Source organism: Corynebacterium sp. CTNIH16 (assembly GCF_032821655.1).
GTDB classification, from domain to species: domain Bacteria; phylum Actinomycetota; class Actinomycetes; order Mycobacteriales; family Mycobacteriaceae; genus Corynebacterium; species Corynebacterium marquesiae.
Genome location: NZ_JAVBIG010000005.1, coordinates 169,954 through 183,528 on the forward strand (window position 1 = coordinate 169,954; position 13,575 = coordinate 183,528).

A 13,575-nucleotide genomic window follows, 5' to 3' on the forward strand; every position below is an offset into this window, starting at 1 on the left:
TTGCCAGAAAGGCCTACCACCATGGATATCACCGCATCTGCCCAGTGGAGCGAGCTCGCGAAGGTTTATGAGGAGAAGAAGGACCTCAACCTCCGCGAACTTTTTGCCGCCGATGCAGACCGCGCCCGCAACTTCACCTTCGACGCCGCCGGGCTGCACGTCGATCTGTCGAAGAACCTGATCGACGGGGACATCGTCAAGCAGCTGGTTGAGGTAGCCAAGGCCGCTGACCTTGAGGCCCGCCGCGACGCCATGTTCGCCGGCGAACACATCAATAACACCGAGGACCGCGCCGTGCTGCACACCGCACTGCGCATCCCTGCCGAAGATGACTTGAGCGTTGACGGCCAGGACGTCGCCGCCGATGTCCACGAGGTCTTAGGCCGCATGCGCGATTTCGCCACCGCGCTGCGCTCCGGCTCGTGGCTCGGGCATACCGGCCACACCATCAAAAAGGTAGTCAATATCGGCATCGGAGGCTCTGACCTCGGACCAGCGATGGCGGCCAAGGCACTGCGCTCCTATGAGGTCGCCGGCATCTCCGCCGAATTCGTCTCCAACGTTGACCCGGCCGATATGGCCGCCACGCTCGATGGTCTGGACGCAGAATCTACCCTATTCATCATCGCCTCCAAGACCTTTACCACCCAGGAGACGCTAACCAATGCGCACGCTGCACGCCGCTGGCTCATCGAGCAATTCAATGGTGACGAATCCGCCGTGGCCAAGCACTTCGTCGCCGTGTCCACCAATGCGGAGAAGGTAGCCGAGTTCGGCATCGATACCGAGAACATGTTCCCGTTCTGGAATTGGGTCGGCGGCCGCTACTCCGTGGATTGCGCCATCGGTCTGTCCCTCATGTGCACCATTGGCCCGATGGACTTCATGCGCTTCCTCGAGGGCTTCCACGCCATGGACGAGCACTTCCGCACCACCCCACTGGAAGAAAATGTCCCGGCACTCATGGGCCTCTTGGGTGTCTGGTACACCAATTTCTTCGGCGCCCAGACCCACGCCGTGCTCCCCTATTCCCAGGACCTCGGCCGCTTCCCTGCCTACCTGCAGCAGCTGACCATGGAATCCAATGGCAAGTCCGTGCGCCGCGACGGCACCGCGGTTACCGCCCCATCCACCGGGGAAATCTACTGGGGCGAGCCGGGCACCAATGGCCAGCACGCCTTCTTCCAACTCATGCACCAAGGCACCCGCCTCATCCCGGCGGACTTCATCGGGTTTGCCCGCCCGAAGCAGGACTTCCCCACCGCCGATGGCTCCGGGTCCATGCATGATCTGCTCATGGGCAACTTCTTTGCGCAGACCAAGGTGCTGGCCTTTGGCAAGACCGCAGAGGAAATCGCGGCCGAGGGTGTTGACGAGGCAGTCGTGCCCCATAAGGTGATGCCGGGCAACCGCCCGACCACCACCATCCTGGCTGAGGAGCTCACCCCGCAAACCCTCGGCGCGCTCATCGCACTCTACGAGCACATCGTGTTTACCCAGGGCGTTATCTGGGATATCAACTCCTTCGACCAGTGGGGCGTGGAGCTGGGCAAGCAGCAGGCCAATGACCTAGCACCGGCAGTCTCCGGCGCTGAGGCTGCCGACTCCGGCGACCAGTCCACCGATGAGCTCATCGGTTGGTACCGCTCCAACCGCTAAAGGCACACTTTGAGCCGCGTTATCCCCTCTCACCTACTCGGCGAGGCGGATAACGCGGCTGCTTTATGGCCTCGCTTGCCCCACGGCGATGTAAAACAAGCACGTTCTGCCCCAAATCAAAGGAACATTAGGCAGAACGTGCTTGTTTTGTCAGCGGAATGCGGTTTAGAGCTTGACCATCGGCTCCCAGCCGAATGGGATGTGATCAGAGTCCACAATCTTGCGGCCGAACGGGAAGCAGGTCACCGGGATCATCTTCAGGTTGGCCAGCGCGGCTGGGATGCCCACGATGGTCACTACCTGTGCCGCCGCGGTGGTGACGTGGCCAATGGCCAGCCACAGGCCGGCGACCACGAACCAGACGACGTTGGAAAAGGTGGACATGGAGCCGCTGCCCTTTACCGGCTGCACCACCGAGCGGCCAAATGGCCACAGGGCGAAATTAGCCATGCGGAACGATGCGACGCCCGCGGGGATGGTGACGATGAAGATGCAGGCGATGATGCCAAAGATGAAGTAGGCCAAGGCTAGGAGGAACCCGCCGGTGATGAACCAAATGATGTTAAGAAAGGTACGCATGTCCCCCACACTAGCGCGGTCGTCTTACTGCGCGGGGTGAAAAGGCTGGCAATGCGGGCACCACCAGATGATGCGCTCGAGTTCACCTTCATCACCTCCGCGGTCCACCCCGCCGAGCGCGCCCTTGGTGATGAACGTGCCGCAGCGACGACAGCGCTTGCGATTGCGGCCGAAGACATAAGTGGTCTCCCCGGCGCGGCGCACCCCCGTGGTTACGCGCACCGGGGAGGCGCGGTTGGCCCACATGATGCGCCGAGAGATATCGAGGATGCGGTCGGTATCTACCTCGGCCACCGGTGTGGCCGGGTGCACGCCGGCCAAGAAACACGCCTCGGCACGGTATTCATTGCCGATCCCCGCGACGACCTTCTGGTCTAGCAGCGCCGCTCCGATGGCTCGCTGCGGCCGAGAGTTCAGCCGGCGCAGGGCCTCCTCGCGGTCCCAGTCGGGGTCGAGAATATCCGGACCGAGGTGAGCGATGCGCTGGTGGTAGTGGTCAGCAGGATAGATATCCACAAAGCCCAACTGGTGGCCAACGACCTCGATATCGCGCGGGGAGTTGGCCAGCTGCAGCACGATGCGGGCGGTATGCCCGGGCTTGCGCCAGCGATCGCCTGCGTAGTGGATGGCCCAAGCGCCTTCCATCTTGAGGTGGGTGTGCACGATTGTCTGGTCGAATTGCATGAACAGGTGCTTGCCGTAGGGCCAGACGCGCTCGCACACCATGCCGTCTAGGTGCACGGTGGCATAGCGCGGCACGCGCACGGAGCAGCCGGTGACTTCGCGGCCGGTCATGAACTGCAGGCGGTTGGATAGCTGCAGGACGGAATCGCCTTCGGGCATAACACCTCCAGTGAATCTTTAACGGCGGTACCCGCCGCGCGGGCGGAAACCACCATTATTGCGCGGAGCGGGCGGCGGATCATCAAAGCTGAGCTCTTCGATGGCCTCGGTCGCCCGGCGGCCTGCCCGCGGGGTGCGCGGAGCGGCGGCGCGGGCGGAAATGCGCACGCCCTTAGGCGTAATCCCGGCGCCGGCGTCGCGCAGGTGGGCCGCCGCATCGGTTTTATGGATGGGGCTGCCATTGCACTTTTCAACGACCAACGGGGACAACGCTCCCCTCGCCACCATGTCCGTGAGCGCGGAAACCAAGCGGGGATATACCTCGGCGGGGTCGATGCCATCGGGCAGCGATTCGATAAAGGTGGTGAGGGTTTTACCGCCGCGGGTGAGGTGGGCGATGGGCAGGCCGTCGATAAGCACCACCAGCGCGCCGGCCGAACGGGCGGGGCCGCCAGTCGCTTTGCCGTCGGCATCATCGCGCTGCGGCCAGGGCAGGGCCGCACCGTACGGGTTGGCCGGATCGCAGGCGGCGAGGACAAAGGTCTCGGGCTCGGTGGTGCCAGACGGCCAGCCGGTAACATCCGGGGAATCGGCCAGGCCGCGCAGGCGGTCGATGATGGCGGGGGTGGAGAATTGCGCGGCGCCAAGCCCATCGATGACGTAGCCACGCATGGCCTTGCCGGATTCTTCAAAACCGGAGAGCACCTTATAGGCCAGAGCAAAGCCGCCGAGCACGTCTTCGGCCACGACGGAGCCGCGGGTGAGCACGCCGTAGCGGTCGAGCCAGGCCTCGCCGTGGGCGACGGACCGGGAGGTGGCATCGGTAGAGGCTGGTACCGCCAGCGACCACCGGCCCATGACATCGGGCGGGGTCCCCGCGCCCGCGGCATTCTGCGCCTGGGCGAAGGAGGTGCGACCCATGCGCAGGCGGGAGCGGGTGGGCCGCCGCTTCGAGCGATGCGCGGTGCGGCCCGAGCGGGAACCGCCGGAAGACAGTCGGGTGCGAATAGGCGCGAAGGAATCGGGACTCACCAGGCCCATCTCTACTAACCCCCAGAGGGCCTCGCGGGTTTCCTCGGTGGTACCGGGGGCGTCGGCGGCAATATCGGCAAAGAGGAAGCCACCGCCACGGCCTAGGACATCGAGGATGGAGCGCTGCAGCATGCTGATACCCTCGGCATCCGTTTCCGGGGCGAGTTGAGCAGCATAGTCTGAGGGCAACAGTATGATCCAGGGGTCGGCCGCGCCGGCCTTGCCAGCACCCACAATGAGCACCTCGCCATTGGAGGTGAGCTCATCGAGCATGGTGGGTGAATAATCGCCCACCCGGGCGGGCAGGATGAGCGATTCCCACGCAGAGGCAGGCAGGCGCACCCCAGCGAGCTGCTCGATGACGGAAAAGACGCCATCGGCACCGCGCAAGGCCGGGCGCTTTCCGGCCGGTGCGATGCTATGCCACTCCGGCAAGAAACGGGCGAAGGTAGCGCCCGAGACCGGCTCGGTAGCAGCCCGCGCGGCGGCGAGCGAGCGCGAGCGAATGGTCTTGAGCACCGCGGCGGCGCAGTACTCCTGCTCCTCCACTCCCTGCCGGTAGCGGCCTTCTACTACCCCATCGAGCGCACCGAGGACGGTGTGCGCGGCGGAGACGGAAATGCCGAAGGCCTCGGTGAGATCTCGCAGCACAAACGGACCGCGGGTGCGGGCCCAGCGCGAGACCAGCTGCGGTAAGGCATCGGAAATAGTGGCCACCTGGGCGGGGATGCCGGGAGGAATGGGGATGCCCAGGGCGTCGCGAAGCAGGGGCGCATCCTGTGCTTGGGCTAGGTGCTCGCGGCCGCCAATGCGCACGCGCATAATCCGGGTGCCCAGCTGGTCTAGGGCGGAAAGCGGCACGTCGGTGTGCTCGCCTAGCTCGTCTATGGGAATCGGCCCCAGCACACGAAGCAGGTCCGCAACTTCCTCGGTGGTGCGCGCCCGGCGCGAGGGATGGGTGCGCTGGAGCTGGGCATGGACCTCGGCGATGATCTCCGGATCGAGCAACTCGCGCAGCTCCACCGTGCCGAGCAGCTTGGCTAAAAGCGCCGGGTCGAGGGCCAAGGCGGCCGCGCGCTTTTCCGCCAACGGGGAATCGCCCTCGTACATAAACGCGCCGGTGTAGTTAAACAGCAGCGAAGAGGCAAACGGCGAAGGCTGCTCGGTGGTGACCTCCGCGATGCGGATGCGCCGGTGGCCCAGCTCCCGCATGACTTCCGTAAGAGCTGGGACATCGTAGACATCCTGGACGCACTCGCGCACCGTCTCCAGGATGATGGGGAAGGACGGATACTTGCGGGCAACGTCCAAAAGCTGTTCGGCGCGCTGGCGTTGCTGCCACAGCGGCGCGCGCTTGCCGGGATTGCGCCTAGGCAAAAGCAGCGCGCGGGCTGCGCACTCGCGGAACCGGGAGGCAAAGAGCGCGGAGTTGCCCACTTGCTCGGCCACGATATCAGCGATCTCATCCGCGTCGAAGGCAAAGATGGATCCATCGGGCTCGGATTCTGCCTCCGGCAGGCGCAGCACGATTCCATCATCGCCAGCTACTGCCTGCGGATCCATGCCGGTGCGCTCGCCTACCCTGGCCCCCACCGCTAACGCCCACGCGGAGTTGACCGGCCGGCCAAACGGGGTATGCAGCACCACACGCCAATCGCCTAGCTCATCGCGGAAGCGCTCAAGCACTAGTGTCTTTTCATCCGGGATGACACCGGTGGCCTCGTTCTGTTCCTGCAGATAGGCCACGATATTGGAGCGCGCATTATCATCGGCATCCGCAATGCTCTCCGGCGAGGAAAAGACCTCGCGGCGATACTCACCTAGCGCCTTGCCCAACTCATAGGGTCGGCCCGCGCCATCGCCATTCCAAAACGGCAGGCGCCCGGTATGCCCCGGTGCGGGCGTGACCAATACCTGGTCGCGAGTGATGTCCTCGATGCGCCAACTGGTAGCGCCCAGGGTGAAAACATCGCCCACTCTGGACTCATAAACCATCTCCTCATCCAGCTCGCCCACCCGGCGCGGAGCACCACCGGAGCCCTCGCCCGAGCCGGTATAGAGGAATACCCCAAACATGCCCCTATCCGGAATCGTGCCGCCACTGGTCACGGCCACGCGCTGGGCGCCAGGCCGCGCGGTCATCACTCCCGTCACGCGGTCATAAACCACGCGGGGCTTGAGCTCGGCAAAGTCCGTGGACGGATACACACCGCTTACCAGGTCCAGCACGGAGTCATAGACTTCCCGCGCCAGATCGCGGTAGGGCCAGGCCCGGCGGACCATCTCGTACCACTCATCGGCATCGAGCCCGTCCTCGCCGGCCGCGGCCACGGCCGCCACCGTCTGCTGCGCCAGTACGTCCAGCGGGTTGCGCGGGGTATGCATTTCCTCAATGAGCCCGGCGCGCATGCGCGCTACCGTCAGCGTGGACTGCACCAGATCCGCGCGGTGCTTGGGATAGAAGGAGCCATGCGAAACCGCGCCCACAAAGTGCCCGGCGCGGCCCACTCGTTGCAGGCCGGAGGCCACGGAGGGCGGAGCTTCCACCTGCACCACCAGTTCCACGGCACCCATATCGATGCCCAGCTCCAGCGAGCTCGTAGCCACCACGGCCTTGAGCGTGCCCTCCTTCAGCATGGTCTCTGTCATCGCGCGCTCATCCTTAGACACCGAGCCATGGTGGGCGCGGGCGATGACAGCCGGAGCCTTGCCGGCGACGTCGACCTGCTTCATCAGCTGGGCCGGGTCGCGCCGAGTCTCAGGCGAGAGCGAATCCGGATCGTGCTCTTGTGCATAGAGCTCATTGAGCCGGCTGGTCAGCCGCTCGGCCGTGCGGCGAGAATTCACAAACACCAGCGTGGAGCGATGAGCCATGATTTCCGCATAGAGGTCATCCTCAATAAACGGCCAGATCGACTTCGCCGTGGGCAGCGCGGACTCATCCACGGAAGGAGAGCTGATGCCAATCGCATCATCCACCGTCATCTCCCCAATGGTGGAGCCTTGCTCTGGTGTGGGCAGATCGGACATATTCTCCACGGGCACGTGCACGTCCAGCTGCCACTTCTTCTCCGCAGCCGGGGCCACAATTTCTACTGGGCGGTTGCCGCCCAAGAAGTTTGATACCGCAGACAATGGCCGCACGGTGGCGGAAAGTCCAATGCGCTGGAAGTCCCCTGCCACCTGCTGCAGACGCTCCAAGGTCAGCGCTAGGTGCACGCCGCGCTTGGTACCGGCTAGGGCATGAATCTCATCGATGATGACGGTATCCACCGTCTTTAAAATCCCCGCCGCCTTGGAGGTCAGCATCAAATAGGCGGACTCCGGGGTGGTGATCAAGATATCCGGCGGTTTGCGCACCTGCCGCGCACGTTCCGCCGAGGGCGTATCGCCCGAGCGCACGCCTACCGATATATCCGGCACGTCCAGCCCTAGGTTCTCCGCAGTGCGCGCGATGCCGGTCAGCGGGGCGCGCAGGTTATTTTCCACGTCTACGCCCAGCGCCTTCAGCGGAGAGATATACAGCACCTTCACCCCGGAGGCGGATCCACCAGTCCCAGAACCCACCGGCAGCGCCAGCTGACCTTCGCGCTCGACCAAATTATTCAGCGCCCACAAAAACGCAGCGAGCGTCTTACCGGAACCGGTAGGAGCTACTACAAGGGCATGCTCACCGCGGGAAATCTTCTCCCAGGCCTGCACTTGCACGGCGGTAGGAGCAGCAAATACATCCTGAAACCACTGCGCTACTTGGGGCCGGAAGCGGTCGAGGATGTTTTCTGGCATGACCACACTCTAGTCCGCGTTGTAATGTGGGCACCATGACCGTCGAGATTTCTGATTCCCGCCTGACCAATTCCCTCGCCCAGGGCTGCGGTGAGATCCTAAAAGGTGTGCGCAACGGGGGCCTGCTACGGGGCCTTTCGCTTGGCGACGCCGGCGATGAAGCCGCCCAAGAATGGATCTCCCGCGTCCTCGCGCAGCACCGTCCCCAGGACGGCATGCTCTCTGAGGAAGCCTCCGATGACCTAGCCCGTTTAAAGAAGGACCGCGTGTGGATCGTGGATCCGCTCGACGGCACCAAAGAATTTGCCACCGGCCGCCAGGACTGGGCCGTGCACATCGCCCTGGTAGAAAACGGTATCCCCATCCACGCGGCGGTAGGCCTGCCGGATCTCGGCGTTACTTTTAAGTCCTCGGACGTCCGGGCGGTCACCGGCCCGCTGTCCAAGAAGTTCGTTGTCTCCCGCAATCGCCCGCCCAAGGTAGCCGACTATATTGCGGAGAAAATGGGCTATGAAATCGTGGGCGTCGGCTCCGCGGGGGCTAAGGCCATGCACGTGCTGCTCGGCGATTATGACGGCTATATCCACGCCGGCGGTCAGTACGAATGGGATCAGGCCGCTCCGGTGGGCGTCGCCCAGGCGGCCGGCCTGCACTGCTGCCGCCTCGATGGCTCCGAAATCCGCTTCAATAATGAGGACACGTTCATCCCGGATATCCTCATCTGCCGCCCCGAGCTCAAGGATGAAATCTTGGAGCACGCCCAGGCCTTTGCCGCGGAGCATGGCGGATTCTAAACTAGTGCGCATGATTGAGACCCCGTACGAGGATCTGCTGAAGAAGGTCCTAGAGACCGGCACCCCCAAAGGCGATCGCACCGGCACCGGCACGCGCTCCATTTTTGGTGCGCAGCTGCGCTATAACTTGGCCGAGTCCTTCCCGCTACTGACCACCAAGAAGGTCTACTTCCATGCGGTGTTGGGCGAGCTGTTGTGGTTCCTCAAGGGCGACTCCAATATTAAGTTCCTGCAGGAGAACAAGGTCCGCATCTGGAACGAGTGGGCGGATGAGAACGGCGAGCTGGGCCCGGTCTACGGCGTGCAGTGGCGCTCCTGGCCCACCCCAGACGGACAGCACATCGATCAGATCCAGCAGGCGCTCGACACCCTGCAGAACAACCCGGATTCCCGCCGCAACCTGGTCTCTGCATGGAACGTCGCGGAGCTAGACAAGATGGCCCTGATGCCCTGCCACCTGCTCTTCCAGCTCTACGTGGCAGATGGCACCTTGTCCATGCAGGTCTATCAGCGCTCGGCCGATATGTTTTTGGGCGTGCCCTTTAATATCGCCTCCTACGCGGCGCTGACCCACATGTTTGCCCAGCAGGCCGGCCTCAAAGTGGGCGAGCTCATCTGGACCGGCGGCGATTGCCATATCTATAACGACCACGTGGAGCAGGTCAAAGAGCAGCTGTCCCGCGAGCCGCGCCCCTACCCGCAACTCAACCTCCACAAGGCGGAAGACATGTTCTCCTATGACTTCGCCGATTTTGAGATTGAGGGCTACGACCCCCACCCCACCATCAAGGCGCAGGTGTCCGTCTAATGTTGGGCGCAATCTGGGCACAGTCCCTGGACGGCATCATTGGCGATGGTGAGCAGATGCCTTGGCACGTGCCGGAGGATCTCAAGCACTTTAAGGACGTGACCATGGGCGCGCCGGTCATTATGGGCCGGAAAACCTGGGAGTCCCTCAACCCCAAGTTCCGACCGCTTCCCGGCCGCGAGAACTACGTGCTCTCCTCCCGCACCCCCGGCCAGTGGTCCGCCGGCGCCCAGGTGCTTACCGCGATGCCCTCGCTTTCCGACGCCTGGGTTATCGGCGGCGGCCAAATCTACACCGCCACCTTGGACCAAGTGGACCGCATTGAGGTCACGCTCATGGGCGTTAATATCGGCAGCACCTACGGCGAAAAGTCCATCTACGCCCCCGACATCCCCGAGGAATTCGGCCTCGCCCACAGCACCGATTGGCTAACCTCCGCCAAGGGCCACCTGGCACTGCCGGACAAAGAGGCCAGCGACCTCCCCATCAAGTACCGCTTTTTAACCTACGACCGAAAGGATGCAGCCTAATGTCTGTTACTACCCCAGAAACCAACTCCGACGTCACCATTTTCTACGCCGACTGGTGCCCGTTCTGCGCCAAGCTCATCAAGAACTTGGACCGCACCGAAACCCCATACACGCTTGTCGACGTCGAGGCCGACAACGCCGAAGACATCAACGCCTGGATCGAATCCGTCAACGACGGCAACCGCATCATCCCCACCGTCCTCTACTCCGACGGCACCCACGAGACCAACCCACCAGCCTCCTCCGTGCGTAATAAGCAGAAGGAATTGGCGGAAAGCTAACCCACACCCCAGCCATTTCGGGGCGCTCCTGCCCCACTGCTATGATTAGCCAAGTTGCACACGCAACCCCGCCCCAGTAGCTCAGGGGATAGAGCACGGCTCTCCTAAAGCCGGTGTCGGTGGTTCGAATCCACTCTGGGGCACAATTGTCATGAGTCGCGACATGTTTGACAGATGAGTCGGGACATTGTTGACAAACCGGCATCTCAGTTGCTTTTTGTTCTGGGATGTCGGTTTCTTCGATCGGACGGCCAGTACAAGGTCCTATGAGGGTGTCAGGAAGTTTGTGTGTGAGGCTCTGATCTAGAAGGAGTTTCACCGATAATGACTACGGTGTCACCGAAGAAAAGCCATGACCCGGCGAGGGTCAACGAGATCAGCGAGAAGCTGATGGAAAACCCTGAGGTCGCCAGCTTGATCAGCGAGCTGTCGGCTTCCGCTGATGATTCAAGCGAGCTGGTCAAAGGCCTGTTACAGGCATCGATCAACGCTGGCCTTAAGGCGGAGATGGATGCGCACTTGGGCTACGGCCATTCCGACCGCAACGCCAAAGCCCAGGTCGAAACCTCACAGGAGAATAACCACCGCAATGGGTCGTACATCAAGACCGTCAATTCTGGATACGGCGCGGTGGAAGTAACTGTGCCCAGGGATCGTGCCGGCACGTTTATTCCCCGCATGGTGCCCAAGGGCGCACGCAGGCTCACAGAGCTCGACGACATGATCGTCTCGCTCTACGCCGGCGGGATGACAGTGCGCGATATTTGCCATCATCTCGCGACCACCCTTGGGGTGGATATGAGCCCCGATACGATCAGCACCATTACCGATGCGGTCTTGGAAGAGGTCATGATCTGGCAAAACCGCCAGCTCGACGAGTTTTACCCGGTGATCTTCCTCGACGCCCTACGCGTGAAGATCCGTGACGGCCACCGCGTGGTCAACAAGGCTTGCTACATGGCGGTTGGTGTCGACATGGACGGCATCAAGCACATCCTGGGATTGTGGATCGCTGAAAGTGAAGGCGCCGCATTCTGGGCATCGGTGTGCGCAGATCTGGCCAACCGCGGGGTCCAGAACGTGTTCATCGTCTGCTGCGACGGGCTCAAAGGCCTGCCAGAAGCCGTGGAGGCAACCTGGCCGAATTCCACATTGTGCACCTGATTCGAGCTGCGAACCGGTGGGTGTCTTATCAGGACCGCAAATCTGTCTCCCGCGCGCTGCGTGAGGTCTACACCGCCACCAATGAGGACACCGCACGCGCCAACCTGGATGCTTTCGAGGCCAGTGAACTGGGCCTAAAATACCCCCAGTCGGTCAAAGTCTGGCGCGACGCCTGGGAGCGGTTCGTGCCGTTTCTACAGTTCCCGCCTGCGGCCAGGCGAGTGCTCTACACCACCAATTCGATCGAGTCACTCAACGCGCAACTGCGTAAAGCTACCCGTAACAGGGGCCAATTCCCGTACGATACCGCGGCGCTGAAGACGCTGTGGCTGATGATCTGCAACATCGAAGACAAGCGCGCTGCCCAGCGGGCGAAGAAAGCCAAGCGCAACATTGAGTGCAACGGCTATATTGAAGGAGCGAAAGCCACCGGGTGGAAACAAGCCATCAACCAACTAGCCGTGGCTTACCCCAACCGATTCGCGGACTACTTGTAAACCAAGCCCCCGCACACAAAGAATCGGACACTCTCGGTCCTATCGTTCCAAGCAGCAGTACCAAGACGTCATAAAGAACACTTACGCCCGGCGAAGGAGCCCCTTCCCTTTCAGACTTTAGAAAGAGCCCTATGGCCTAAGTGGCTACACTTTGCAACGACGCCACCGGGCTGAGGCCTTGATGACGTACAGCTCCACCCGGGTAACAGATACACCACGCTAGCGGACGCAACCGGTTTTCCCATCTACTCAAGCGGGACAAAGCCTGGAAAATTTCAAACCAGTACAACTACCACAAACTCACGTTCCAGCTCTCTATAGAACGTGAGTTTCATGTTTTAGCGAGGGAAATGACACCCATGTGAGATAATCAACCTGATCTGATCAACCCTGACTCAGAAAGGAGACACGATGCCCCAAGACGGCAGCTGCTCAAAGCTGAATCCCTGCCTGACATGGTTCGGAAATATCCAAAGTGACATCGCGAACAGGACTGCAGGCCTTGCGAATTCCAAAGCCCTCGCACAACAAGCAGCAAGCATCAGCGCGTCTATAAAACTGGACGCAAACCCCTACATTGACTTCAAAAACACCGCAGCAATACAAGCCCTAAACCGGGTACAATTATCCGCCAACACTACTTCCGCTTTTCTGGATATACGTAACGAGCAATCATTCAAAGCTGTCGATGCAATGCGGCAGGGCATGGTTATGGAGATCGACTCTCCGACCTGGAAGCAGATCACTGGGGCGCAAACTTCAATTGCTGCCTTAGCGAAAGTCAGCAGTCCTCTGTCGGACCTTTCGACTCTTGCTGGTATGGGTCAAGTCATTCCGCCGAAAAGTACGCTCGCGAGACTCAACTTCTCTGCCGTGACTGAAGCCATTACTGCAACGCAGGCATTGAACAGACAAGCAATGGTTCCACGAGGACTCTCCAAAGCTATCGCTCAAGCGACCAAGGGCCTGACTGTCTCTGAGCAGTTACTCAAGCAGATGAAGGGTCTAGCATTCTCGCCAGCTGCGCAGGTTGCCCTTAAAGAGTATTCAACGGCTTTTCCCGATTTTGAGAAGTTTTCAGCAGTATCAAAAATCGTCGGCGAACACTACAGTCAGCCCAACATCAACAGCACTCTACGCCGCTTCCGAAGCCTCGAAAGAGAACTCAAACTCGACATTCCAGTGGAAACGCCTGGTGATATCGATGACCTAATTGATGATGCAGAGACCGTTGAATACGTTCAGAATCAAATCACCGAAGATGGGGCTCTTAAGCCTTCGATTTCACAAGCCCTGTTCGGTTTCAATCTCAACGAACTCACCCTTACACAATCCGGCAGTCTGGTCGCATTCGGAGGATCAGTTATCACTTATCTGCATCAAGCTCTGGGGACACTGCTTGAAGAGAACGTCACAGCCGCACGCTTCTTCACCGTTGCAATCATCTACTTCATCCCCGTTTACGGTGCAGCAATGGCCGCAGATGGAGCACTAAGCAAGGGCAAGGATTCACCTGCTGCGTAGTCAGCAATGTCATCCGAGTTTCGGAAGCAGAACCCGCCACAGCCAACAGTAAAATTCAAGGCAAAAGCCTAGGAACAA

General features: G+C 61.3%; 9 protein-coding genes, 1 tRNA gene and 1 pseudogene. 8 read left to right on the forward strand and 3 right to left on the reverse strand.

The annotated features are described in order from the left end of the window. The first annotated feature begins 21 nt into the window (after positions 1 to 21). Positions 22 to 1,659 (forward strand): glucose-6-phosphate isomerase, encoded by a 1,638-nt coding sequence (gene pgi / locus RAE04_RS06695; RefSeq protein ID WP_317026836.1) that lies wholly within the window; start codon positions 22 to 24, stop codon positions 1,657 to 1,659. Between the two features lie 165 nt (positions 1,660 to 1,824). Here pgi and RAE04_RS06700 read toward each other — a convergent pair whose 3' ends face one another. The 3 genes from RAE04_RS06700 to RAE04_RS06710 are packed head-to-tail and all read right to left on the reverse strand — an operon-like array spanning position 1,825 to position 7,899. Further along, positions 1,825 to 2,238, reverse strand: a complete 414-nt coding sequence (locus RAE04_RS06700) for a YccF domain-containing protein (RefSeq protein WP_049377693.1) — start codon at positions 2,236 to 2,238, stop codon at positions 1,825 to 1,827. A 24-nt stretch (positions 2,239 to 2,262) separates the two neighbouring features. Beyond that, positions 2,263 to 3,081 carry a DNA-formamidopyrimidine glycosylase family protein gene (locus RAE04_RS06705; RefSeq protein WP_317026837.1) on the reverse strand — a complete coding sequence of 273 codons (819 nt, stop codon included), beginning with the start codon at positions 3,079 to 3,081 and terminating at the stop codon, positions 2,263 to 2,265. An 18-nt stretch (positions 3,082 to 3,099) separates the two neighbouring features. After that, positions 3,100 to 7,899, reverse strand: coding sequence for an ATP-dependent helicase (locus RAE04_RS06710; protein ID WP_317026838.1), 4,800 nt, complete (start codon positions 7,897 to 7,899; stop codon positions 3,100 to 3,102). A gap of 35 nt (positions 7,900 to 7,934) precedes the next feature. On the opposite strand from RAE04_RS06710, the gene RAE04_RS06715 reads away from it, so the two are divergent. The 7 genes and pseudogenes from RAE04_RS06715 to RAE04_RS06745 all read left to right on the forward strand — a co-directional run bounded on the left by RAE04_RS06715 (position 7,935) and on the right by RAE04_RS06745 (position 13,497). After that, on the forward strand, positions 7,935 to 8,693 hold the full coding sequence (locus tag RAE04_RS06715) for a 3'(2'),5'-bisphosphate nucleotidase CysQ (protein ID WP_317026839.1): 759 nt from the start codon (positions 7,935 to 7,937) through the stop codon (positions 8,691 to 8,693). Continuing rightward, positions 8,680 to 9,501 (forward strand): thymidylate synthase, encoded by an 822-nt coding sequence (locus RAE04_RS06720; RefSeq protein WP_317026840.1) that lies wholly within the window; start codon positions 8,680 to 8,682, stop codon positions 9,499 to 9,501. The genes RAE04_RS06715 and RAE04_RS06720 overlap by 14 nt, the downstream gene beginning before the upstream one ends. Then, on the forward strand, positions 9,501 to 10,031 hold the full coding sequence (locus RAE04_RS06725) for a dihydrofolate reductase (RefSeq protein WP_317026841.1): 531 nt from the start codon (positions 9,501 to 9,503) through the stop codon (positions 10,029 to 10,031). Before RAE04_RS06720 ends, RAE04_RS06725 begins: the two co-directional genes overlap by 1 nt. Further along, positions 10,031 to 10,312 carry a glutaredoxin domain-containing protein gene (locus RAE04_RS06730; protein ID WP_317026842.1) on the forward strand — a complete coding sequence of 94 codons (282 nt, stop codon included), beginning with the start codon at positions 10,031 to 10,033 and terminating at the stop codon, positions 10,310 to 10,312. The genes RAE04_RS06725 and RAE04_RS06730 overlap by 1 nt, the downstream gene beginning before the upstream one ends. Positions 10,313 to 10,382: 70 nt before the next feature. Further along, positions 10,383 to 10,455: transfer RNA gene (locus RAE04_RS06735), tRNA-Arg, on the forward strand. A gap of 181 nt (positions 10,456 to 10,636) precedes the next feature. Further along, positions 10,637 to 11,973, forward strand: a pseudogene (locus tag RAE04_RS06740) (IS256 family transposase). Positions 11,974 to 12,384: 411 nt separating this feature from the next. Next, positions 12,385 to 13,497 carry a hypothetical protein gene (locus tag RAE04_RS06745; RefSeq protein ID WP_317026843.1) on the forward strand — a complete coding sequence of 371 codons (1,113 nt, stop codon included), beginning with the start codon at positions 12,385 to 12,387 and terminating at the stop codon, positions 13,495 to 13,497. Positions 13,498 to 13,575 lie beyond the last annotated feature (78 nt).

Excerpts from the sequence above, each read along its gene's own strand:
- RAE04_RS06715 (WP_317026839.1), top strand. The coding sequence starts at position 7,935 with ATGACCGTCGAGATTTCTGATTCCCGCCTGACCAATTCCCTCGCCCAG.
- RAE04_RS06745 (WP_317026843.1), top strand. The coding sequence starts at position 12,385 with ATGCCCCAAGACGGCAGCTGCTCAAAGCTGAATCCCTGCCTGACATGG.
- RAE04_RS06730 (WP_317026842.1), top strand. The coding sequence starts at position 10,031 with ATGTCTGTTACTACCCCAGAAACCAACTCCGACGTCACCATTTTCTAC.
- pgi (WP_317026836.1), top strand. The coding sequence starts at position 22 with ATGGATATCACCGCATCTGCCCAGTGGAGCGAGCTCGCGAAGGTTTAT.
- RAE04_RS06710 (WP_317026838.1), bottom strand. The coding sequence starts at position 7,899 with ATGCCAGAAAACATCCTCGACCGCTTCCGGCCCCAAGTAGCGCAGTGG.
- RAE04_RS06700 (WP_049377693.1), bottom strand. The coding sequence starts at position 2,238 with ATGCGTACCTTTCTTAACATCATTTGGTTCATCACCGGCGGGTTCCTC.
- RAE04_RS06720 (WP_317026840.1), top strand. The coding sequence starts at position 8,680 with ATGGCGGATTCTAAACTAGTGCGCATGATTGAGACCCCGTACGAGGAT.
- RAE04_RS06725 (WP_317026841.1), top strand. The coding sequence starts at position 9,501 with ATGTTGGGCGCAATCTGGGCACAGTCCCTGGACGGCATCATTGGCGAT.
- RAE04_RS06705 (WP_317026837.1), bottom strand. The coding sequence starts at position 3,081 with ATGCCCGAAGGCGATTCCGTCCTGCAGCTATCCAACCGCCTGCAGTTC.